The sequence below is a fragment of the Bacteroides mediterraneensis genome, assembly GCF_025993685.1.
GTDB classification, from domain to species: domain Bacteria; phylum Bacteroidota; class Bacteroidia; order Bacteroidales; family Bacteroidaceae; genus Phocaeicola; species Phocaeicola mediterraneensis_A.
In genome coordinates, this window is sequence record NZ_DAJPEN010000001.1 from 1,590,470 (window position 1) to 1,614,946 (window position 24,477).

The window sequence follows — 24,477 nt, forward strand, 5'->3', positions numbered from 1 at the left end:
GCAGATTGATTATAACGGCATGGATACAAAAATTGAGAAAAAATCCAAATTTTCAAAGAAAATGATTTGTATTATAATTGGTTCAATTACTATTCTTTCGGGGGTATTATGGATAACATTTCGTGTCAATTCATCCTCTATGAATGTAAACAAAGATGGTATAACAATTTCTACTGTACAAAAGGGAGAATTTAATGATTACATAAGAGTAGTTGGACAGGTTATTCCGGATCATATCATATATTTGGATGCTATTGAAGGAGGACGAGTAGAGGAACGTTTGATAGAAGAAGGAACGCAAGTAAAAGCAGGAGATATAATTCTTCGTCTTAGTAATCCGCTGTTAAATATTGGTATTTTACAAAGTGAGGCAAACTTGGCTTATCAGGAAAATGAACTTCGTAATACTCGCTTGAATATGGAACAAGAGCATCTTAGTTTGAAGCAAGAACGTATTACACTGAATAAAGAATTAATACAGAAGCAACGTCGTTTTCAACAATACTCACATCTGTTTCAAAAGAATTTAATATCTAGGGAAGATTATTTACAGTCACAGGAAGATTATAATTCAATTTCAGAACAAGTCAAAGTTTTAGATGAAAGGATCAAACAAGATGTACAGTTACGTGATAATCAATTACAAAGTCTAAATGAAAATATACGAAACATTAAAAAAAGTCTTTTACTTGTACGTGAACGTTTAGAAAATTTAAAGATAAAAGCGCCTGTTGATGGACAATTAGGAAATATAGAAGCTCAAATAGGACAATCTATATCTCAAGGTGAACGTATAGGACAAATTATTACCCCAGAGTTGAAGATAGAAGCAAAGATTGATGAGCATTATGTGGAACGTATTCATCCTGGTCTTTTGGCTAATTTTGAGCGTGAAGGGAAAAAGTATAGTTTAAAAATAACAAAAGTATATCCGGAAGTACAAAATGGACAATTTCGCACTGATTTGCATTTTATTTCTGATAGACCTGTGAATATCCGTTCTGGACAAACATATCACTTAGATTTACAACTGGGTGATCCTATAGAAGCAGTTCTTATTCCACGTGGAAGTTTTTATCAGTCAAGTGGAGGGGAATATGTATATGTAGTAGATGAGAAAGAAAAAGTGGCTCATCTGCGCCAAGTTCGATTAGGACGACAGAATCCTTTGTATTATGAAGTTTTAGATGGTTTGAATCCTGGAGAGAAAGTTATTATTTCCGGATATGATTTATTTGGTAAAAATGAACACTTAAAATTACGATAATGGAATATTTTTCTCAGATTATTAAAAGTCAGAGGGCAAAGAAGTCTCTTACAGCCCTTAATTTATTTGGCCTTTCTGTGTGTATAGGTTCGGCTCTGTTGATTCTTTTTTATGTACGGTTTGAATTAAGTTTTGACACATTTCATGATGGCGATCGAATTTATCGTGTAGAAAGTCGTCTTTATGAAGGGAACGTTTTGACGGACAATTGGGCTACAACGACATTTGGCCACGCTCCTGTCATGTTTCGTGAGATTCCTGGCATCGAACAATATGTAAGGGTGACTGCACAAGACCGTGAACAAGAAGTTACATACAAGGATCGTCAGTTTATAGAGGAAAAATATTGTTATACGGAACCTGCCTTTTTTGATTTATTTAATTTCCCCATAATTAAAGGGGAGAAGGAAGGACAATTAGTTCGTCCAAATACAGTTGTAATTACGGAAAGTACTGCACATCGCTATTTTGCAGATAGTGATCCTATTGGTAAAATCTTGACCTTTAAGACGCCTTCATCCGAACAACATTTTGAGGTTACAGGAATAATTGCAGATATGCCATATAACTCTCATTTACGTTACGATTTTTTATTGTCGTATTCTTCTATTCCAGAAGCAAGACGTGACATTTGGTATATTCATGGTGTGTATACTTACATACGTCTTAAACCCGGTAAAAGTCCAAGCGATATAGAAGAAAATTTTCATTCTATATCAAAAAAATATAAGACATCTGCATTAAAGTATAAAGATTGGAGAGTTGAACTTATTCCTTTAAAAGATATACATTTGACTCCTCGTAAATCATATGAAAAAGAAGAAAAAGGTAGCAAAACAGCTGTCCAAATTCTTTTTATTATGGCTGTAGCTTTATTGTTAATCGGATGGGTAAATGCTTTGAACTTAACTATTGCGCGTTATTTAGAAAGAGGAAAGGAATTTGGGCTTAGAAAAGTATTCGGAGCTTCTCGTCGACAAATTGTAATACAAGGATTACTTGAATCAGGGCTATTCAACTTATTGGCATTGGTCTTAGCTTTGGGATGGATAGAAGTATTGTTGCCTATTGTTTCCCGTTGGGTTGGACAAAATTTTGCATTTGACGTTTTTAACTCATTAGAATGTTGGAGTATGGTATTAATAATATTTGTCTGTGGAACCTTTTTTATTGGTTTATATCCGTCATTTCTACTTACTCATATTAAGCCATCAGACATCATGCGAGGTAAATTTTTACATAGTCGAAAGGGAAATAAAATTAGGAAAATATTAATTGTCATTCAATTTGTAGCTTCCTTTATTTTAGTTTCAGGAACAATTGTAGTAATTAGACAAATACATTTTATGCAACAAGAAACTTCTTCTTCTATGTTTGATCGAGTTTTGGTTTTGAAATATCCTGCTTTAACAGAAAACATGTCTGTACAAATGATGAACTTTAAAAAAAGACTGGAACAGGAGTCCTTTATAAGTCATGTGGCTGTTTCCGGTGCAGTTCCAGGTGTGGAAGTAGCAAATTATTTTACTAATCGTCCTTATGGAAGCGACATATCAGAAATAAAACTGATACAAATGTTTGCTGTAGATTATGATTATTTGACACTGTATTCTCCTAAAATCATTTGTGGCCGTATTTTTTCTGAGAATTATGGAAATGAACTAAACAAGGTCGTCTTGAATGAGGAGGCTGCCAGATTACTTGGATACTCTTCTCCTGAAGATGCATTAGGCAAACAATTGGCCATGGAAGTCTTGGAAGAGCCCCTTGAGATTATTGGTGTTGTGAAAAATTATCACCAACAATCACTTGCTGAACCATATAAGCCAATAATGTTTTTTATAAAAGAACGTGTTCCTTTTATTGCGACACCGTATATTTCTATTCAATTAAATACAGAAATTAATGCAAAACAAGTTGCAAAGATAGAGCAGATATATAAAACATATTTTCCTTCAGCTGTATTTTCATATTTTAGGTTGAGTGATTACAATGATGATTTGTATAAATCAGATCGTAATTTTAGTTGGATTTTTACATGTGCATCATTGCTTGCAATATTTGTAGCTTGTTTGGGGTTATGGATTATGACTCTCTTTTCTACAATGGCTCGTGTAAAAGAAATTGGAATAAGAAAGGTGTTAGGAGCTGATAAGAAAAGTCTTTTTTGGGTTTTAACACGAGAGTTGGTATTACTTACGATATTGGCTACAGTATTGGGAACTCCTCTTTCTATTATTTTGATGGATGAATGGCTTAGAACTTATGCCTTTCATATTATTTTGCCTTGGTGGGGATATGTAATAGCATTTGTGTTAATGATATTTGTCGCTTTATTGACAGTAGTTCATCAAGTTTGGCGTGTAATTCGTTTAAAACCAATGCGTATTTTGAGAAATGAGTAATTTAAATTTTTAAAATATGATTAGAACAGAAAATCTTTCCATGGTCTTTACGACAGAGGATGTACAGACTAGAGCATTAAGCAATGTAAATTTGGAAATTAAACAAGGGGAATTTGTTGCCATCATGGGACCATCAGGATGTGGAAAATCAACGTTGCTAAATATTTTAGGAACGCTAGACATACCTACGTCTGGAAAATATTTTATTAACGAGAAAGAAATGACCAAAATGAATGAAAATCAGTTGAGTTCTTTTCGTAAGAAAAATATTGGCTTTGTTTTCCAAAGTTTTAATCTGATAGATGAATTAACGGTATTTGAAAATGTTGAGTTACCATTAGTTTATTTGGGCATTCCAAAGAAAGAACGAATATCAAAAGTAATGAATGTATTAGAACAAATGAATATAGCCCATCGTGCCAAACACTTTCCACAGCAATTATCAGGAGGACAACAACAACGAGTGGCCATTGCTCGTGCAATAGTCACAGATTGTCCTTTGATATTAGCAGATGAGCCAACTGGTAATTTGGATTCAACAAATGGTATTGAAGTCATGACGCTACTACAACAACTTAATAAACAAGGAACAACAATTATAATGGTTACACATTCAGAAAGAGATGCTGGTTATGCCAATCGAGTGATTTATTTGTTAGATGGCAAAATAGTAAATAGATAAATTTTACCCGTTGGCGAATCAAAATATTATAAATGTGCTAGAAAAGTAATTCGCCAACGGGCCAATATAATAATTGTAATTTTATGATACCATATTCTTTGAAATACAACTTTTGTAGAGTTCGCAAACTGTTCGATGTACATTTTGATACATAAAATTTTACATATCAATAGATGAATACAAGTAATAAGATTAATTGGAGGGCAATGACTTTTGTAAAAAAGCAAGGACGCATACTATTGAGCTATTTTAGTTGAATAAAAGAAAAGATTGATGTTCATTAGTGTCCACTAAAAAAACATAGAAGTTCTTTGAAATTATTGAAATTCAATTTGTTATAGGCAATTTTAGATTCCCGAGACTTGAATTTAACTTTGTGGTCAAAATCAGACCGTTATGTTTAAAGACGAGTACGTTTTCTCTCAATTAGTTAAATTTCTTGATTACGAGAAATTCAAATACATTGTGAAGAAATACAATGGCAACAAGTATATCAAAAGCTATACCTGTTGGAATCAGTTGCTTACGATGATGTTCGGTCAGCTATCCAATCGAGAGAGCCTCCGAGATCTGGTTGTGGCTATGGAAGCACACGCTGGGAAACTCTACCATCTCGGAATCGGGAAATCTGTAACACGAAGCAATCTCAGTAAGGCTAATGAGCAACGTGATTACCGTATTTTCGAGGAGTATGCAACATTCATGATTGCCGAGGCCCGCAAGCGTAGAATCAATAAAATATTCGAACTTGACGGTCATGTTTACGCATTTGACTCTACAACGGTTGATTTGTGCCTGTCGGTGTTTGAATGGGCTAAATTTCGCAAACATAAAGGTGGAATAAAGTTGCATACGCTCTATGATGTTGAAGCGGAAGTACCTGCATTTGTGCATATTACACCTGCCAACATTCACGATTCAAAGGTTATGTCTGAGATACCATACGAATCTGGAGCGCACTACATATTCGACCGCGGATATAACGATTTCAGCAATCTTAATACGATAAATCGTATAGGTGCTTTCTTCGTTGTACGAGCCAAAACAAACGTACGGATCAAGCCTAAAACCTGGAAACGAAGATTGCCGGAAGGTGTAGTTTCGGATGTAATCGGATGCTTTACGGTTTATAAAAGTTCTAAGGATTACCCCGAGGAACTTAGAAAACTCATCGTTGAGAATCCTGAAGACGGTACACGATACATCTTCCTGACGAACAATCTTGACGCATCTGCGGAGTTAATATCATCGCTTTATCGAAACAGATGGAGTGTTGAGCTGTTCTTCAAATGGATAAAACAACACCTCAGGATTAAGAAGTTTTGGGGAACATCGGAAAACGCAGTACGCATACAAATCTATTGTGCGATAATTACTTACTGTTTGGTAGCAATAGTCCAACACGATATGAAATTAGAACGCAGCGTCTATGAAGTTCTCCAAATTCTCGGAATCTCTCTGACCGACAAAACACATCTCAGTGACTTGTTCGACAAATCGAATTTCAAAAATGTCAAAGACCGATATGATTCAAGTGAACCGAATTTATTTAATTTTTAACCTTGTCCATTTTTAGTGGACAGTAGTGATTGATGTTATTAATATAAGGGTTATTTTGAAAAATAAGTATTCATGTTGTTAATAATCAAAATGCTTAAATGAGCATAGTATTACGTAAAAAAATATTTCTAGGCTATATCATTATAACAGCTATAGTTTTATTTTTGACTGTTGTTATGGTCAATGAGCGTTTCCGCTTTCGAAGATTTGAGGATGTTATAAATAAAACCAATCATGCCCGTGAAAATATCCATAAGGCTCATTTGTATATTACCAGATTGGCAACTTTAGGCGAATCAGTTATTGCATGGGATGAATCAGATTATAACAGATACCATTATCAGCGTCTTAAAACAGACAGTATTCTGCTTGAAATAAAATCCGGATGTGGAAATTTCTTACGTCCTGTTCAGATAGACTCTTTACGGGTACTGCTTGAGGCGAAAGAGATACATCTGTTCAGGATAATGAAAGCTGTCCAATCCTGGAAGGAGTCTGACAGTATTCTTACGAATGAATTACCTGTAATAGCCACACAGTCTGTTCGGATGAAGACAATAACGAAGAAAAAGAAAGGGATTGCCGGATTATTTGGAAAGAAAGAGACGGTACAAGTTCCATACATCACAAATGAAATACAGGACTTCAATGAAAGATTGACTTCTGCCAGAGATTGGCGGAATAATCAGATGGAAGCGTATGCAGACAGTCTGCGTTTACAGAATAGGCTGTTAAATCACAAGTTATATGATTTTGTTTCTTCTCTTGATAACCAAATACAGCAGTCATTTACAGAACAGTATCTGGAAATAACGGAGACAAGATGGAAATCCTTCCGACTGTTTGCTATAGTGATAAGTATTGTTATCGTTCTGTTTATTATTTCTTTTTTCATTATTCTATCCGATATACGTAAGGAAGAAAAGATAAAAGTCAAACTACAACAAACCGTTCTGGAAAACGAGGATTTGCTTGAAATGCGAAAAAGAATAATTCTGACCGTTTCTCATGATATCCGTGGCCCGCTCGGTAATATTCATAACTGTGCAGACTTGGCTTCCCAAACACGGGAAAAAAAGAAACGCGAACCATATTTGGAGGATATACGCCATTCCTGTCATCATATTCTGCACCTGGTTAATGACCTGATGGATGCCTATCGGATCAATGAAGCCGGTGATTTGCGTAACGACACGCCATTTTATCTTGACCGTTTCCTGCAACGCATCTCAGACGAGTTTTCCCGCAAGGCTGTTGCAAAGGCCTTATATCTTCAATCTGAACATCAAAATTCATCTTTTGTTGTAAAGGGCGATGCAGATAAGCTGGAGCAGGTATTGGCCAATTTACTGACCAATGCCATCAAGTTTACCCCATCAGGAACCATAAGCTTTTATTCAAAATATTTGGAAGGGAAACTGCACATTGAAATCAGGGATACCGGTATCGGTATGGATGAGGAAACGCTGAAAAGAATATTTGCCCCCTTTGAGCGTGCCGCACAGAATGTCAATTCCGAGGGCTTCGGTTTAGGGCTTTTTCTGACCAAAGGACTGGTCAAAGTCCTGAATGGTATTATAGCTGTGGAAAGCGCACTGGGAAAGGGGAGCATTTTCAAGCTTGAATTCCCTTTACCCGTAACGGATGAACTTGTGGAAGCGGACAAGCCTGATAATGATTCGATAACCATTCTACCGAAGAATGTGCTTGTTGTGGATGATGATCCTATATTGTTGAAAATAGCGGAAGACATGCTTGGGCGTAAGGGAGTTTCCTGCACAAGCTGTATGAATTTCCAGGAAGTCGTGGCTGCTCTTGGGCAATCGGATTATGATATGGTGCTGACAGATGTACAAATGCCGGACACCGACGGGTTCGCTCTGTTAAGGTTGCTCCGAAATTCAGATATTGGCAATTCAAAAACGATTCCGATAGCAGTCATGACAGCCCGTGGTGACAGCAATACTGATATTTATGAAAAAGAAGGGTTCGTAGGTTGTATTCATAAGCCGTTCAATATATATGCATTGCTGACTTTTTTATCATCCGTTATGTCTCAAGCAAAAGTATCAGATGCCGGTGAATTTGATTTTTCCCGTTTATTGGAAGGTACGGATGATAATATGCATATGTTATCTTTGGTTGTCGATGAATCCAGAAAGGAACTTGAGGACCTGGAATCAGCCTTGAAAGATGATGACCGTGAAGTTATGAGAAAAACAATACATCGAATGATACCTGTATGGGAAATGCTAGGAAAGGAATACTTGTTGCGTGATTTTCAAGAACGGTTACATGATATGGACAGTAGTGATGATTTTATTTGTGAACATGCAATTCTGATTATAGAGTGGGTAAAGAAATTGATAGAAGAAACAGAAAAAGAATTAAGGAAATATGAGAATACTGATTGTTGAGGACAATATGATACTTAGCGGCATGATTGAAAAATGGCTGCATAAAGCCGGTTACGAAGTTTTGACAGCTATAGATGAACCCGGTGCACGTAGTATCCTGAAGAAAAACGAAATCAGTCTGGTATTGGGAGACGTGCGCCTGCCGGAAGGTGACGGTATCAGCCTTCTGGAATGGATGATACGTTCCAGTATGGAAATTCCTTTTATTGTCATGACGGATTATGCCTGTATTTCGGATGCTGTCCGTGCCATCAAGCTCGGAGCAAAGGATTATCTGGAAAAGCCTGTCCACCAGGAACAACTGCTTGAATTAATGCACAGTATGATGAAAAGTCCGGTTGTAGTGCGTAAGGAGCGTTCTTTTGTAGAACGTACCAGCGAAGGCGCAAGGAAAGCCGCTTCACTGGCTCGTCGTGTGGCACCTTCGGAACTTTCAGTCCTGATACTCGGTCCGAGCGGAAGCGGTAAGGAAGTGATAGCCCAGATGATACATCGTTATAGTGACAGACGTGAGAAGCCTTTTGTTGCTGTCAATTGTGGAAGCATACCTGACGATTTGCAGGCTTCTGAATTTTTCGGTGCAGTCAAAGGAGCTTTTACAGGAGCTGTTTCAGACAGAAAAGGGCATTTTGAAACCGCTAATGGAGGAACCTTATTCCTGGATGAAGTCGGTAATATGCCGTATTCCATGCAGATTCTTCTTCTGCGTGTCCTTCAGGAAAAGGAGTTTAATCCGGTAGGGAGTGATAAAGTGAAACATACGGATGTACGTATTATTTCTGCTACCAATGAGGATATGAAAAAAGCGGTGAAGGAAGGTCGCTTTCGTGAGGATTTGTATTATCGCCTTGCAGAACTCGAAATTGTTCAACCGCCATTAAAAGATTGCAAAGACGATATTCTTCCGCTTGCCGAATTCTTCAGAAAAGAACATTCCGGTAGAATCCGTGTCAAGAATGAGGGATTTACCGAAGAAGCGAGAGCATGTATGTTGGGATATGACTGGCCGGGTAATGTGCGGGAATTGAACGCAAAGATCAAACGTGCGGTAATTGTTGCGGATAATGCATTATTGGATGTCTGTGACTTGGGACTGGACAATGTAGATTGTAGTGACAATCCGGATATTCGTATCATTCAGGAAAAGGAAAGGATACGAAATCTGCTTGATAAAAATCATGGTAATGTCAGTAAGACAGCAGCGGAACTCGGTTGCAGTCGTACGGCCCTGTACAAGAAAATGAAGAAACTTGGTCTGAAGTAATCTTTATTCTTTAAGGCTGTATACCAGTCTGCATACATTGTTTCGGAATGTTTTGGACTCACGTAAAGTCCATTGTCCGAATTGAATCTTTCCAGTTATGTTTTTCCCACTTTTGTATGATATTGGAAGCAAGTAAATGACCAGCTCATCTGCGAGTCGGAAGAAAAATACTCCACCAGCATATTCGGCACTTTTTTCGTCCTGTACTTTCATAAAGAAGGTACAGTTATTGTCTCGTCTCTCTTTTGCATCCATCAAATCAAGCATACCGTAATGCGGATACATGTTGAATGTAGCCCGTTCTTCCCAATAAGGGAAGCCGTTCCGGTCTGTCCTGAGCCATTCCATCAGTTCCTCATTTTTGTCCGGCAGGAAACCGTCCAATGTGACGGGCATAATAATCTGTACTTTTGCCATACCTCTATCTGTAAAAAAGCATGAAACCCATGTAGTTTCAGGTAGAGGCTCTGGTAAAGCCCAAACGATAACTTGCATGGGCTCACGCTATAGGGTATAGCATAAGCCTCACGCAATAGTCATCGTTTTTTGAAATTTACCAGATTCCTACCTGAGACTTCTTGCGACTTATGTATATAATCAGCGGAAAACATCCCGTAATCCGCCGTTATGTTCTATTTCAAGTTCAAAGATAAGGAATGTTCCCTGAAAATCAAATTGATTCAGGATTTATTTGTCATTCTGTATCTATTCAGCTTTTCTTTTCTCCTCTTCTGCACTTTCTATTCCCAGCCGTTCACATAGTTCCGGGTCGTTCTTTATACGTTCCATTTCATCGTTGATGATAGCCTGGGCATCCGCCTTTATCTGGTCATAATTACGCTGTATCTGCTGGAGCATGATGTCATTCCCTTCACTGTCCTTAAACGTGTTGATAACCGGGATTTTTTTATAAGCCTTTTCTTCCGCACTTACTTTGGCATGGTCCACGATAATTTCAGCATGGAAAATCTTCTGGTCTATTTTCTCCCCGAAATTGTCCGACACGGAACCGACAAACGTACCCTGTGAAAGATTGGAAATCTTGGATGCAGGAATCAGGGAATCCAGCTGGGTGTTGATCGATGTGGAGACATCCTGACGGTTGATGGATATGGACTGCCGTTTTTGTAAAATCTTTCCAAAGCGTTCAGAAAGTGTCTTGGCTGTTTCACCGACCACCTGACCGCTGAATATGTTGCCGACTGTATTTTGAATTACCTTGCTTTCCTTTTCACCGTAGTCGCGGTTAAGCTGGCTGAAGTCCTGAAATCCCAGACAGACCGCCACCTTGTTGGAACGTGCCGTCGCAATCAGGTTGTCCAGCCCTCGGAAATAGATGGTAGGAAGCTCATCTATAATGACCGTGCTTTTAAGCTGCCCTTTCTTGTTTATCAGTTTGACGATTCTGGAATTATACAGTCCGAGCGCAGCGGAATAGATGTTCTGTCGGTCCGGATTATTGCCCACACAAAGGATTTTAGGCTCCTTCGGATTATTGATGTCCAGAGAAAAATCATTGCCTGTCATGACCCAGTACAGCTGTGGAGAAATCATTCTGGTAAGCGGAATTTTCGCGGAAGCTATCTGGCCATAGGCTAAGCACCCGGCGCCTTTCCATTTGTTACAATGGTAGGTTTCCAAGCACTCGCCTCCGAACCGTGCATACAGGTCTCCCCGTACACGGCTCTCCACCTTATCATTCAGTCTAACTTTCCCGAATGTATTTTGTGATGACATACTGAACATACTGCTAATGTTTTACGGTTACGGGAAATCATTTTTATTTCCCAATCACTTTTACCTTTCAAGTCTTTGAGTTTGCGAACATGATGCATTTCAAGATTGTCGGTTGCACCGCAGTTTTCACATACACGTGCATTTAGTCTTGTAATCAATCCATTTCTGCCACCCGTTATAGCGACTGTGTTAGGTAATCTGTCATCTAAATTACGGTTCGGTAGTTCCTTGCGTTTGAAACCTTTGTCATAAAACTCACGTCTAACCTCGTACCCTTTCTTGTTTGTGTATGGTATGGAGAATACACCGTTTTTCTTGTACTTCGCAATAATCTTTTTTTGGGAAGTAGTGTATTTTGCGGCGTATGTCTTGTACATACTATACTCCATAATGTTGTAGAAAGAGTCAATAACGGGGCTGTTGTTTGCTATCGAGTAGTAGTTGTAGAACCCCATGATTTCAGAGTTATATTGACTTATAATCTCCAAATCATCAAGACATCTCATATATGGACGACCTTTTGGCTTCCAAACTTCTTTCCCGTTCTGCTTGGTAATTTTAACAGCATCATATTCAAGAAGTTTCTTTCGCATTGTTTCGGTAGTCACATATAATACTATCTTGTGGTCTAACGACCTTGTCAAATGACCGTTCTTATCTCTGCATGTATCATTGGATTTTCGCACAAAGACATCATAACCAAGAAATTTAGCGTGTTTTCTTGCATTGGTAATCAGAGTTTTTTCGTCAGATAGTTCCAACTTCAATTTATCAGCCATAAATTGCTTTATGTCCTCTTTGATTTGGATACAATCTTGCTTGCTACCGATTACTCCAATTAGAAAATCATCTGCATATCTTATGTATTTCAGTCGTTTGATACTGTCATCCATTTCATCACCGGCAGGATATTTCAGTCGTTCTTTGACAGTTTCTCTAATTTCCGCAGACAATTGTTTACGTTTCGTTTCATCAACAGTGTTTCGTAGTTTTGTAACTAACTTGGCTTTACGATGTCCGAGTTGTTTTGCAATCGGATTTTCCTTGCGTCTTTTCCCTTTGTTGAATTTTGTGATGTACTCCTTGATGTACTTGTCAAATTTGTCAAGGTAGATATTCGCCAATATAGGACTTATAATACCCCCTTGCGGAGTTCCACTGTATGATTTGTGGAATATCCAATCTTCAACATATCCCGCATTCAGGAATTTTCTGATAAGTCGGATAAACCTGTTATCAGAAATCCTTTCTGAAAGAATGGCTATCAATACTTCGTGGTCTATGTTATCGAAGAAGCCTTTAATGTCTCCCTCGATAAACCACTTTGTGCCATTGAATGACTTTTGAATGCTTGAGAGGGCAGTTTGAGGACTTCGTTGTGGTCTGAAACCATGTGAGGTATTTTCAAAACTGCCCTCATAGATGGCTTCCAAAATCATTCTGATAACATCTTGAAGAAGTTTATCCATAAATGACGGTATACCCAGCGGTCTCATTTTTCCGTTTTTCTTTGGAATGTAAACTCGCTGTGAGGGTTTAGGCTGATACGTCTCATTTCTGAGCGTATCAATCAACTGCTCAATATGGGACATACTGAAGCCGTCGACGGTTTTTCCGTCAACTCCTTTAGTCATATTGCCTTGTTTGGCATATATTCGTTGATAGGCTATGTAGTACATCTCTTCATTAAACAGTATCCGATACAAACGTTCGAACTTGTATTCCAAGTCGGAACTATGCTGTGTTAGACTGTTTAATATCTTTTCTGGATTTCTTTTCATGTCTCTCACACTTTCCAAAATTAACATTAAACGATAATGGCTGCTTCCCTTCGCCATGTACAAGGCTTTCCCTTGTTCGGACTACTACGGAAGCTCTGTTGCCATATGGGTTGCCCCACTTAGGCAATCCCCATTTAGACATATAATAACTATTTGGCTTGATAGATTGTCGGATACGATTTTCGTCCTTTACTATTTATGTAGTTGCTCTGTGACAAGTTCTTTTGCCCAATCGACCTACAGGGAGAAGTTGGGTATCACAGCATAACGTCTGTAACTGTCTTCCGTTAAGGCTTAACCATCGAGCCGCTCGGACTATCGTTCAACCAGTATAGGCTTTATCCTCATATCTATCATTTCACCTCGCCACTCGGTCAAGACTTGACAGTTAGTCTACTTGTGGCTTTACCGACATGCTACACTCCCCATCGTCTTTCGTTGAATGGATAAGTCGGCTGGTGATAGGTTATTATTTCAAAGAACACGAACCTAATAGCTTGCCAAAGCTATATTTATTATATGCCCTTATGGGCGCACCTGGAGCTGATCCTGTGCCCCACCTTTCCAGGCATCCATGAAAGGTGAAAGGTAGTTCTCCAGTTCCGGATAGGAAGTCAATATGGTAAACAAATCAGAGTAAGGTTTGTTCAACAGTTCCACGGCATGAGGGAAGCTGCAATAGATACCATTTTTGTATATTTTCAAATACCAGATTATAGCTGCCAACAGGATAATCGGAGACTCTACAAAGAAGTCCCCTTGTTTTTCGATCCAGGTCTTATTCAAATTTAACATGATGGTATAGCTTGCTTCGTATGCATCAGATATGTCTGTCATGAACTCCGGATTGATGGGATTGCAGCGGTGTGAGCGGTGTGGATCATCAAAATTGATGACGTAAAAATGCGGCTTTACCTTGTATTTGTCCATATTGTGCAATAAGGTATTGTAGGCAATGGTAGAAAGATCATCGAATTTATAATCATATATATAGGTACTAAAACCTTTGGAAATCATCTGTTTGATGTAGTTGTTCACCACTGCGTATGATTTACCGGAACCCGGTGTTCCCAATACGATGGTCGCACGGAAAGGATTGACCACGTTGATCCATCCGTCGTTGAGTTTGCCGCCATACTGGAATCTGGTTGGCAGATTGACAGAATATTCATTCTCCATCAGCCTTGTCTCCTGCATGAAGGATTCATTTTCCATATTGAACACATCCTCCATCAGGTTATGCCTGTAAAGCCTGCTGATCCACAGTCCCGCCATGAGCAGGCATAGATAACCGGCAGCGAGTGTCACCACATATAGAGCAGTAATCGCTTCGTGCGGAAAAGGCAGGTCAAGCAGCCACCAGTTCATGAAAAATAGAACCGCCCCGGCAGTAAGTACCGCCCATATACGCTGCCAGGTTATTTTCTCACCCTTGACTCCGATAGTACCCATACAGGATATGGCCAGCAGAAGAACTGCCATCAGTTTTGTCCAAAGGATACAGCCGAATATACCGGTTGTCCTGTCAAAGTTCATCAGTATCCGGTCTATGACATCCAGATTCAGATGCCAGGCACTCATACTGGGATAGCAGTACACATAAACGTGGACTACCAGAATAAAAATACTGACAGCCCTGCCGAATTCCATAATCTTGGCAAGGGCTCTCAAATCGTCTTCCTGTTGCATAATGATGTAGATGATTGTGGGGGAATCCGTTGTTCCCCCTGTTATTGACTCATTTTGATTGATCAGATACCGCGTGATTTGCGCTTCTGCGGTTTCTTTTTCCGTTTCATGCGGCGACGGAACGCTTCTTCCTCGTAATCGACTGCCGGATTTGCCTCAAAGGAGAAGATGCCTGCCGCCTGTTCAAGCGCACTGTTTTCTTCCATACGGTGACCGTACTGTTTCCAAAGTTCCTCCGGACCGGACTGTTGTCTGTCCTGCCAGGGTATTCCTTCCCACCAGTTGACAAGGCCGTTGAATACGTTGGCGGAAAACTCCTTTCCCATACGTGAACCGTTGAACGCCTCACGCCGTTCATGGTCTATGAATGTGACGCCATAGATACGTCCGGTATCGTTCCTTCGGAATACCACATCAATGTGCTCCTGTTTCAGCAGTTCCCTGAATTCCTGTTCCGATTTTGCGTTACGTATGGCCCATACTACCTTGCCGGATATGACCGGCGACCATCTGCCTTCCTTGAAGTCCTGTGTATGCCGTAACATACATTCGGACAGTCCCGTATTTCCGAAACGCTTGCCGAACCTTACACTTTTTATTGGAGGGCTGACCACTTTCCCACTATCATCTGTAGCCGAATAGATGATACCCGTATAGGGTGTTCCCATGTAATCGCCCCGAACCTGTCGGGCTTCAATGTTCAGTGTGGAAAGCAGTGCGGAATACTCTCCGAAATTCTGGAAACGGTAGCTCTCCAGTACGGCCTTCAGTGTGTTTCCTATCTGGTGGCGTATATCCCCCTGTGAGGCATCCACCTTTTTCAGTTCCGCTTTCGGATTCCGTCTTTCCGTATCCGCACTGTTACGCAGTCCGAATTCCTGTTCCAGTTCCCGGCAGGCTATCATGGAACGGCGGTGTTCATAGGAGTCATTGATTTTCCTTCCTTCATCGTCAATGCATACACTTACGATATGTACGTGCGTGTTGCAGGTATCGCCATGTCTGTACACGATGAACGGCTGGTCACCATATCCCATTTTCTGCATGTATTTCTCTGCCAGTTCCGCCAGCCTGTCATTGTCCAGCCTGTCTTCCGGTGCCGGACTGAGGGCGATATGCAGGACCGGCTTGTCCGTCCTCCTATTTGCCGTCATATGGTTCTCAAATGAAAGGAGAGCCAAACGCATGTCCTCGCTCGGCAATCCCGGGCGGTCGGAAATCATCCGGTGTCCGGACAGGATTTCCGCCGTCCCTTGAAATACCTTTTCATGGTTATAGGACAGTGCTCCGTAAAGGCTTGCCCCGTGACTTATCTTTGCAACCATTTCTGTTCATATTCTTTGGTTAATGCCATAATCTGCTTGTTGAGCAGTATCAGTTCCAGGGTAGCCTTTTCAAGTTTGTAAAGCAGGGACATCGCCCTTTTGTCCCCGAAGTTTTTCTGTACGGCCCTTACGACCTGATTGTAATTGTTGCCTATTGCCTGGAATTGTCTGTAAAATTCCCCGAGCCGGATGTAATAGTCCATGGAAACCTTGTCCACCTTGATTACCTTCAGTTGTTCTGAAAAGATTGATTTCTTGATAAAGATTGTCCTGTCCCTTGCTCCGGATTCCAGAAACAGTTTCTCGAATTTCCCTTTCTCCTGTGCGTTCAAGCGGAAACTGTACTTGTAGTCCGCCGGATCAGTCTTCGTTCTTTTGCCTGTCCTTCTTGCCTGTTTTTTCTCCATGCTTTTCTGTTTTTGGGTTATATTGCTTTCTCCGTCAGATTTTCCGACTTTGAAGGAAAATCCCCCGACCGTGAGGGAGGGCAAGTTGGTCTTTGTCGGACAGAATACTTTCTGTCGGACAAAGACACAACTTGCTCTGTTCGTTTGAACAGAGAATCCACCTCCGGCGGATTGCTGCGCGACGTGAGCGGCGTGCTGCTGTCCGTCGGAAGATGTTCCAAGCCGTTCATCGGTTCTGACTTTGCAAAATTATGACCGTGTAAACAGTTGTGAAATAGCGGATTGTATGACATATAATGACGCCTGATGACATCTGATGTCATGGTATTGGTTACATATTACCTGTATGCTTGAAAGACCTTATTTTTGACGCGATTTAAGCGTGCAATATTGCAATAACATAATGACATAATAACATAACAACATGGTATTGCAATAATATAAGGACATAATAACATAATAACATGGCAACATAGTATTACAATAACATAAGGACATAATAACATGGCAATATAGCATTGCAATAACATAAGGATATAATAACGTAACAACATAGTATTGCAATAACATAATGACATAATAACATGGCAACATAATATTGCAATAACATAAGGACATAATAACACGGCAACATAATATTGTAATAATATAAGGACATAATAACATGGCAATATAGTATCACAATAGCGTAATGCCATTATAAGATTAGTGAAAGAAAAAGTGAATATTAACCCCAAAAACAAAAGGTATGAACAAACGTCCGATTCTTGTCGCCTTCAGCAATCAGAAAGGCGGTGTGGGCAAGTCCACGGTAACAGCGGTTCTTGCCAGTTATTTTAATTATGTAAAAGGTCTGAAAGTTGCTGTCGTTGACTGTGACTATCCACAGTTCAGTCTGGAAAAACTAAGGGGAAGGGATTTGAAGAACCTTGAGAAAAGCGAGTATCACCAGCGACTTTTCTGCCGTCAGTTTGAAGACGGTTCCCGTAAGGCCTATCCGATCGTCACTTCCACGCCGGAGGCAGCCGCAGAGATTCCCGGCAAACTGGAAGGCGACTATGACCTGATATTCTTCGATCTTCCCGGAACGGTGAACTCCCGTGGTGTATTCGAGTCCGTCATGAACATGGATTTTATCTTTACTCCCATTGTAAAGGACCGTATGGTCATGCAGAGCAGCCTTTCCTTTGTATCGACCGTTCAGGATTTTATCGGACAGCATCCGGAAGCTCCCCTGAAGGACATACGTTTATTCTGGAACCGTATGGACAGCCGTACTTCCAAGGAACTGTATGTAATGTATAATGCAATAGTGCTCCGTATGGGGTTGAAGGTCTTTGAAACCGTACTTCCGGATCTTGAACGCTTCAACAAGGAAATGACACCCTCTTCCAGACAGCATTTCCGCTGCACCCTTCTCCCTCCTTCCGAATCACTACTGAAAGACAGCCGTCTTGAGGCGTTTGCCCAGGAGATGGAACGTATCATATTTCCGGGATAAGAACTATGGCAAAGAAAAGAGAGATATTCAAGGTGGATGAGGATGCCTTGAAGGACATGATGGCCAGTGAATCCATTTCCTGCGGTAAATCTGGAACTGATGTCGGTGAGAATGTTCTTCCTGTCACAGAAAAGGAAAAAAATGTGCCGGAAGTAAAGACACAGGGACAGGAAAAGTCCCGCAAAACGATACGCGCCGATCCCGGACTGGAAGAGAAGGTGGAAATGTACAAGGAACTGTTTCTGGACAGAAAGAAGTCCGTACACAGAAAGCAGACCTATATCAGCTATGACATGTATTGCAGGCTGGCCCGTATCCTTCCCCTTCTGAGTGATGACATGAGTGTGCCCGCTTTTTTGGATAATGTGCTGGCACACCATCTTGAGACTTACAGTGAAGAGCTTGGCGAGCTGTTTCGCCGAAAAACCCCAAAAACATTCTGAAAATGATGTGAATTGTATTGACTGTTGCCGTATTGGTTTGCGGTCTGCTGTTATGTTGCGTTTATGTACTGTCCAATAAGATTTGTTCACTGAAAAGACAGGTCAGAGATTTGAATGAGAAAATAGGAATAGCGAACTGCTTTCCCGAATATAGCCGTGTCTATCTGAACGATGCTCCAGTCGGGAAAGGACGTCAGATTCGTATTCGTTGCGGTTTGTACAACAAGGCAAGCCGCCTTATTCCGTTTATGGCTCCCGGCATGAGTGTTTCAGTCTATGTGAGCAATATCGTGGAGGAACACTTGAAACGCCACGGAGAATTGCTGAAGAATGAACTTGAATGTTTTCTCTATAAGGATTCTTTATGGAAGAGCTGATATACTTCTGTGTACGGATTGTCTGTATAGGCTATTTGCTGTACAGCGTGTATGGCTGGAGAAGGCGTATCGAAACTGTTTGTACCCTGCTTTATGGGAAACCTTGCGTGAAGAAGGAAAAGAAAGAAACTGTCGTAACGGAATCTGCGGTTTCAGATACAGAAGTGATGGGAAGTACCCGTTATGTCTATCTGGACGAGAATGCCGGAAAGACTGCCGCTCCCTTCATGAGCCAGCCACTTGAAAGGAATTTTATCGGTGAGGAGGAAGATGTGCAGCAAGAAGATGTGGAATGCAACCTTCAGCTGGATAAGATGAAACTCCTGCAGGAAGTCCAGGAAGACCTTGATGCGGAGTCTCCCGAAGTGGAATCCGTATCACCTGTTCTGTCCAGCAGGGACATGGAAGTACTCGGCGAATATCTGACACATCAGGATGAAGCCGACCATGAGAAGGCCATGCAGGCAGCTCGTGTCCTGTTCTCCATCAGGCAGACCAACCTGATTGACGTGTTCCTTTCCAATATGGAGAATTCCGCGATTGTAGAGGAACTGATAGACAGGTATCTTGACGAGGACGGCAATCCCAAACCGCTTAAAGTAAAGGATGGGAATGAACCGTCTGACAAGTGGCGGAAATATATCTGACACCGATATATTCAGGCATCCCGGAAATCTTTTCGGGATGCTTTTTTTATGTCTGTAAGGCTTCCTGAATGACATCTGATGACATCTGGTGACACCTGATGACGGTGTTGTATCACAGCGGTTTAAGCCTTATATATTTGCAGTCGAATTCAAAATTTATGTCAAACCCCAAAATGATTCGACAATGAAGAGAAGAATCCTATTTTCAGTATTGTGTGTGCTGGCAGCGGCAGGTGCCTTCGCACAGGGACAGGGTCTTGCCGGTATCAATGAGGCTACCAGCCTTATGACTTCGTATTTTGATCCGGCCACCAAATTGTGTTATGCCATCGGAGCGGTACTCGGTCTGGTCGGCGGTATCAAGACGTATGGAAAGTTCAGCAGCGGTGATCCGGATACGTCCAAGACTGCGGCAAGCTGGTTCTTCGCCTGCATCTTCCTGATTGTGGCCGCCACCATTCTCCGTTCCTTCTTCCTGTAAGCCATGGATTACCGTATCAACAAAGGAGCAGGCCGTCCGATTGAGTTCAAGGGCTTGAAATCACAGTACCTGTTCTTTTTTGCCGGAGGTCTTGTATCGGTCTTTCTTGCGGTGGTTGTCCTGTATATGGCCGGTGTCAGCCAGCTGCTATGCCTGTCTTTCGGAGCAGTATCCGGTTCTCTGGCCGTATGGCTGACCTTCCGCATGAATGCCCGCTACGGTGAGCACGGGCTGATGAAGATGCTGGCCGAAAAACGCCATCCGCGCTATCTGTCAGCCCGTCTCAGAATATTCAGAGCATTAACCAAAAAGAAGAGAAAGAAATGAGAAGTGTATTGAAGGCCTGTGATCTGGAAGACAGATTTCCGATTCTGGCCGTGGAAAACAACTGCATCGTAAGCAAGGATGCGGACATTACGGTAGCCTTCGAGGTCGAGCTGCCTGAACTGTACACGGTAACGGCTGCGGAATACGAAGCCATTCACGGTACCTGGGTAAAGGCCATGAAGGTGCTTCCCAATTATTCGGTCGTGTACAAGCAGGACTGGTTCGTCAAGGAAAACTACCGGAGCGAAGGAGACGGGACGGAAAGTTTCCTGTCCCGCAGCTATGAGCGTCATTTCAACGAACGCCCGTATCTCAGGCACCGCTGCTTCCTGTACCTGACAAAGACCACACGCGAACGTGCCCGCCGCCGCAGTGATTTCAGTACCCTGTGCCGCGGCTATATCCTTCCCAAGGAAATCACGGACTGGGACTCGGTCGTGAAATTCCTGGAGGCGGTGGAGCAGTTCGAGCGTATCATGAACGATTCGGGGCATGTCAGGATGAAGCGTCTCAGGACGGAAGAGGTTGTCGGAACGGAAGAATGTCCCGGTCTGATTGAAAGATACCTGACTCTCGGAATGGAAGACACGCACCCCGTATTACAGGACATCTGCCTTGATCCGGAACGCATGCGCATCGGTGACAAACGTCTTTGCCTGCATGTGCTTTCCGATACGGAAGACCTTCCCGGCAGCGTGGGCACGGACATGCGCTATGAGCGCTTGTCCACGGACCGTAGCGACTGCCGTCTTTCGTTTGCGGCTCCGGTAGGACTTCTGCTTTCATGCAACCATGTCTATTCGCAGTACGTGTTTATCGATGACGCGCAGGAAATCCTGCAACGCATGGAAAAGACTTCACGCAACATGCTGTCCCTGTCGAAATACAGCCGCAGCAATGCCGTGAACTATGAATGGGCAGAAATGTATCTTGACGAGGCGCATACGAAAGGGCTTGTTCCGGTACGGTGCCACTGTAACGTGCTGGCCTGGGCGGAAGACGAGGAAGAGTTAAGGCGTATCAAGAACGATACCGGCAGCCAGCTTGCCCTGATGGGATGCGTACCCCATTACAACACGATAGATACCCCAGTGCTGTACTGGTCTGGTATTCCCGGCAATGCGGGCGATTTTCCGGCTGAGGAAAGTTTCTATACCTTTCTGGAACAGGCTGTCTGCCTGTTTGCTTCGGAAACGAATTACCGCAGTTCGCCCAGCCCGTTCGGTATCCGTATGACGGACAGGCAGAGCGGCGTACCGCTTCATCTGGACATCAGTGACCTGCCCATGCGCAAGGGAATCATCACCAACCGCAACAAGTTCATACTCGGTCCCTCCGGCAGCGGTAAATCCTTCTTTACGAACCACCTTGTCCGCCAGTATTATGAACAGGGTACCCATATCCTGTTGGTGGATACCGGAAACAGCTATCAGGGACTTTGCAGCCTGATTCATGACCGGACACATGGCGAGGACGGTATCTATATCACCTATGAGGAGGACAATCCCATCGCCTTCAATCCGTTCTATACGGATTCCGGGGAATTTGACGTGGAAAAGCGTGAAAGCATCAAGACACTGATACTCACACTCTGGAAACGTGAGGATGAAGCCCCAAGGCGTTCGGAAGAAGTGGCCCTTTCGGGAGCGGTGAACGCATACATCCGCAGGATAACGGAAAACAGGGATGTCAGACCCGATTTCAACGGATTCTACGAGTTTGTGCGTGATGACTACCGCCGGATGATTGAGGAGAAGAAAGTCCGTGAGAAGGATTTTGACATCGACGGTTTCCTGAACGTGCTGGAACCGTTCTACCGTGGCGGTGATTATGATTTCCTGCTTAATTCGGACAAGGAACTGGATCTTACCAACAAGCGCTTTATCGTATTTGAACTGGACAATATCAGCGGAAACAAGGTGCTTCTGCCCGTGGTCACGCTGATAATCATGGAAACCTTCATCGCCAAGATGCGCCGTTTGAAAGGTATCCGCAAGATGATACTCATTGAGGAATGCTGGAAAGCCCTGATGTCCGCCAATATGAGTGAGTACATAAAGTATTTATTTAAGACCGTCAGAAAATATTTCGGGGAGGCTGTTGTGGTCACCCAGGAAGTGGATGACATCATCAGTTCCCCTGTCGTGAAGGAAGCTATCATCAACAACAGTGACTGCAAGATTCTTCTTGACCAGCGGAAATACATGAACAAGTTCGACCATATCCAGCGGCTTCTCGGACTGACCGACAAGGAACGCGGACAGATCCTGTCCATTAACCAGGCCAACCATCCCGGACGTTTCTACCGTGAGGTCTGGATCGGTCTTGGCGGTACCCATTCGGCCGTGTATGCCACGGAAGTCAGCGATGAGGAATATGCCGTATATACCACGGAAGAGTCGGAAAAGCTGGAATTGCAGAAGCTGGCCAAGGAACTGGGCGGAAATCTGGAACTGGCCGTGAAACGCATTGCGGAAATGAGAAGGGAAAGGAAAAGGTCAAACGGTAAAGCATGACGGTTATGAATGACAGTTTTGAATCGGATGAAAGAAAGCGTAAGGAGACAATCGAATGTCTCTACTGGTCCCTGATGAACGGATGGGACATACCGAAGGATATCCGTGAACATTACGGATTTTCAGAGGACTATGAGCTGTACCACCGGCTTGAAAGTATGGAACCGGAAGATTACAGGGAAAGAAGGCTCAGAGGCGAGATACCCGATGCCATAGAGGTCGATGTAAGACTGACACATGCCGTGGAGAAGGTCTTCGAGCGGCTTTGTTCCCCTCCTCCCGTGCAATATCTCGACAAGCTGTATGGGGAACTGGAAAAGCTGGGAGGTTTCATAGCCAACCCGAAGAATATTGACAGCCCTTTCATCAATTCCGGTTTTCTCATGAAATACGGCATTGACCGGAATTCCCCGGATGAAATCAGACGGCAACAGGCAGAAAAGGCCTATAAGGAACTTTATGCCAGGTTTGAAACCATGGTTGACCTGAAGTCCCCAAACAAAAAGGACGACAATGCTATCCGCAAGGAATGCCGGAAGCCAGTCTGCAAAGACAGGCTGGTCGGAAGAGTCAGCATCCCGGTCAGTCCGAAGCCAAAGAGACGCAAGATGGGACTTTGAAAGTTTCAGTAAAACAAGAACAACATCATTAAAAAAACAAGACATGAAAAACAGACAGTTGTACAGACTGGCCGCCTGCCTGATCGGGGCGGCATCACTGCTGCTGCAGAGCTGCAGTGAGAGCAGGTTCAAGGACTGTGACCGCCTGTGCGGTTCATGGAGCAGTGTGGAAGGCAAGCCCGATGTTCTTATATATAAGGAAGGGGACGCCTACAAGGTGACGGTCTTCGCCCGTAGCGGAAAGACACGGAAGCTGAAGCCGGAAACCTATCTGCTGGTGGAAGAAAACGGTAACCTGTTCATTAATACCGGCTACCGCATAGACATCGCCTACAATGAGGCGGCTGACGTATTGACCTTTTCTCCGAACGGTGATTATGTAAGGAAGGAGGTACGTCCATGAGAAAAAGACTGCTGCTGCTTTGTGCAGGAACCTTTTTTCTTGCCGGACAGATACGGGCACAGTGGGTGGTGACCGATCCGGGAAACCTTGCCCAGAGTATCATCAACATGTCGGACAATATCGTGCATACCTCTTCAACTGCGACAAGTACCGCCCAGAATTTTGCGGAGACGGTGAAGATATACCAGCAGTACAAGAAATACTATGATGCCCTGAAGTCCGTCAACAATCTGGTGAAAGATGCCCGTAAGGTCAGTGAGATTATCCTGATGGTCGGTGACGTGTCGGAAATCTACGTGACCAATTTCCAGAAGATGCTGGGTGACGAGAACTTTTCTCCCGAAGAGCTGGATGCCATCGCTTTCGGTTATACCAAACTTCTGGAAGAGAGCAACGGGGTGTTGCAGGACCTCAAGCAGGTAATCAACGTCAGCACCCTTTCCATGACCGACAAGGACCGTATGGATGTGGTGGATGACTGTTATGCCAGTATGCGCCGTTACCGCAATCTCGTGAATTACTATACGAACAGGAATATAGCCGTGAGTTTTCTGCGTGCCCGCAAGAAGAATGACCTTGACCGTGTCCTGAAGCTCTATGGCAATGACACCTCCAAATATTGGTAGCC

Annotated in this window: 20 protein-coding genes and 2 pseudogenes; 16 read left to right on the forward strand and 6 right to left on the reverse strand. The window is 42.6% G+C overall.

From position 1 onward, the window contains the following. Positions 1–19 precede the first annotated feature (19 nt). The 6 genes from OIM59_RS06560 to OIM59_RS06585 all read left to right on the forward strand — a co-directional run bounded on the left by OIM59_RS06560 (position 20) and on the right by OIM59_RS06585 (position 9,595). Entirely contained in the window at positions 20–1,267 is a 1,248-nt protein-coding gene (locus OIM59_RS06560) for an efflux RND transporter periplasmic adaptor subunit (RefSeq protein WP_259004004.1), read from the forward strand. Beyond that, positions 1,267–3,672 carry an ABC transporter permease gene (locus OIM59_RS06565; RefSeq protein ID WP_303895797.1) on the forward strand — a complete coding sequence of 802 codons (2,406 nt, stop codon included), beginning with the start codon at positions 1,267–1,269 and terminating at the stop codon, positions 3,670–3,672. Before OIM59_RS06560 ends, OIM59_RS06565 begins: the two co-directional genes overlap by 1 nt. 16 nt (positions 3,673–3,688) lie before the next feature. Continuing rightward, a complete protein-coding gene (locus tag OIM59_RS06570; RefSeq protein WP_117887469.1) occupies positions 3,689–4,354 on the forward strand; it encodes an ABC transporter ATP-binding protein in 666 nt (221 codons plus the stop codon). A 396-nt stretch (positions 4,355–4,750) separates the two neighbouring features. Beyond that, on the forward strand, positions 4,751–5,914 hold the full coding sequence (locus tag OIM59_RS06575; RefSeq protein WP_303895795.1) for an IS4 family transposase: 1,164 nt from the start codon (positions 4,751–4,753) through the stop codon (positions 5,912–5,914). A gap of 98 nt (positions 5,915–6,012) precedes the next feature. Further along, complete coding sequence (locus tag OIM59_RS06580) at positions 6,013–8,331, forward strand: hybrid sensor histidine kinase/response regulator (protein ID WP_303895800.1); 2,319 nt, start codon at positions 6,013–6,015, stop codon at positions 8,329–8,331. Further along, positions 8,312–9,595 carry a sigma-54 dependent transcriptional regulator gene (locus OIM59_RS06585; protein ID WP_303895802.1) on the forward strand — a complete coding sequence of 428 codons (1,284 nt, stop codon included), beginning with the start codon at positions 8,312–8,314 and terminating at the stop codon, positions 9,593–9,595. Before OIM59_RS06580 ends, OIM59_RS06585 begins: the two co-directional genes overlap by 20 nt. A gap of 3 nt (positions 9,596–9,598) precedes the next feature. On the opposite strand, the gene OIM59_RS06590 is transcribed toward OIM59_RS06585, so the two are convergent. The 6 genes and pseudogenes from OIM59_RS06590 to mobA form a co-directional block, all read right to left on the reverse strand. After that, positions 9,599–10,012, reverse strand: coding sequence for a hypothetical protein (locus OIM59_RS06590; protein WP_303895804.1), 414 nt, complete (start codon positions 10,010–10,012; stop codon positions 9,599–9,601). Between the two features lie 288 nt (positions 10,013–10,300). Further along, positions 10,301–11,185 (reverse strand): annotated as a pseudogene (locus tag OIM59_RS06595) (TraM recognition domain-containing protein); the annotation flags it as partial. A gap of 110 nt (positions 11,186–11,295) precedes the next feature. Next, positions 11,296–13,113, reverse strand: a complete 1,818-nt coding sequence (locus tag OIM59_RS06600) for a reverse transcriptase domain-containing protein (RefSeq protein WP_303894874.1) — start codon at positions 13,111–13,113, stop codon at positions 11,296–11,298. Between the two features lie 537 nt (positions 13,114–13,650). Beyond that, positions 13,651–14,802, reverse strand: a pseudogene (locus OIM59_RS06605) (YWFCY domain-containing protein); the annotation flags it as partial. Positions 14,803–14,864: 62 nt separating this feature from the next. Then, positions 14,865–16,127: a conjugal transfer protein MobB gene (mobB, locus tag OIM59_RS06610; protein WP_303895808.1), complete on the reverse strand. Its 1,263-nt coding sequence runs from the start codon at positions 16,125–16,127 to the stop codon at positions 14,865–14,867. Continuing rightward, entirely contained in the window at positions 16,112–16,534 is a 423-nt protein-coding gene (gene mobA / locus OIM59_RS06615; RefSeq protein ID WP_303895810.1) for a conjugal transfer protein MobA, read from the reverse strand. The genes mobB and mobA overlap by 16 nt, the downstream gene beginning before the upstream one ends. Before the next feature lie 748 nt (positions 16,535–17,282). Here mobA and OIM59_RS06620 point away from each other — a divergent pair. From OIM59_RS06620 to OIM59_RS06665, 10 genes are all read left to right on the forward strand, one after another. After that, complete coding sequence (locus OIM59_RS06620) at positions 17,283–18,035, forward strand: ParA family protein (protein ID WP_005776850.1); 753 nt, start codon at positions 17,283–17,285, stop codon at positions 18,033–18,035. 5 nt (positions 18,036–18,040) lie between these two features. After that, on the forward strand, positions 18,041–18,478 hold the full coding sequence (locus OIM59_RS06625; protein ID WP_005776852.1) for a DUF3408 domain-containing protein: 438 nt from the start codon (positions 18,041–18,043) through the stop codon (positions 18,476–18,478). Between the two features lie 110 nt (positions 18,479–18,588). After that, positions 18,589–18,855 (forward strand): DUF3408 domain-containing protein, encoded by a 267-nt coding sequence (locus OIM59_RS06630; RefSeq protein ID WP_303895814.1) that lies wholly within the window; start codon positions 18,589–18,591, stop codon positions 18,853–18,855. Beyond that, the gene (locus OIM59_RS06635; protein ID WP_303895816.1) at positions 18,843–19,502 is read left to right on the forward strand and encodes a DUF4122 family protein; all 660 of its coding nucleotides are present in this window, start codon (positions 18,843–18,845) and stop codon (positions 19,500–19,502) included. Before OIM59_RS06630 ends, OIM59_RS06635 begins: the two co-directional genes overlap by 13 nt. Before the next feature lie 88 nt (positions 19,503–19,590). Further along, positions 19,591–19,983 carry a DUF4134 domain-containing protein gene (locus OIM59_RS06640; RefSeq protein ID WP_004294113.1) on the forward strand — a complete coding sequence of 131 codons (393 nt, stop codon included), beginning with the start codon at positions 19,591–19,593 and terminating at the stop codon, positions 19,981–19,983. Positions 19,984–19,986: 3 nt separating this feature from the next. After that, the gene (locus OIM59_RS06645; RefSeq protein WP_303895818.1) at positions 19,987–20,310 is read left to right on the forward strand and encodes a DUF4133 domain-containing protein; all 324 of its coding nucleotides are present in this window, start codon (positions 19,987–19,989) and stop codon (positions 20,308–20,310) included. Next, positions 20,307–22,826, forward strand: a complete 2,520-nt coding sequence (locus OIM59_RS06650) for a TraG family conjugative transposon ATPase (RefSeq protein ID WP_118929313.1) — start codon at positions 20,307–20,309, stop codon at positions 22,824–22,826. The genes OIM59_RS06645 and OIM59_RS06650 overlap by 4 nt, the downstream gene beginning before the upstream one ends. 5 nt (positions 22,827–22,831) lie before the next feature. Beyond that, positions 22,832–23,446 (forward strand): hypothetical protein, encoded by a 615-nt coding sequence (locus OIM59_RS06655; protein ID WP_303895821.1) that lies wholly within the window; start codon positions 22,832–22,834, stop codon positions 23,444–23,446. Between the two features lie 43 nt (positions 23,447–23,489). Further along, positions 23,490–23,849: a DUF3876 domain-containing protein gene (locus OIM59_RS06660; protein WP_004294975.1), complete on the forward strand. Its 360-nt coding sequence runs from the start codon at positions 23,490–23,492 to the stop codon at positions 23,847–23,849. After that, positions 23,846–24,475, forward strand: a complete 630-nt coding sequence (locus OIM59_RS06665) for a DUF4141 domain-containing protein (RefSeq protein ID WP_009121388.1) — start codon at positions 23,846–23,848, stop codon at positions 24,473–24,475. The genes OIM59_RS06660 and OIM59_RS06665 overlap by 4 nt, the downstream gene beginning before the upstream one ends. Positions 24,476–24,477 lie beyond the last annotated feature (2 nt).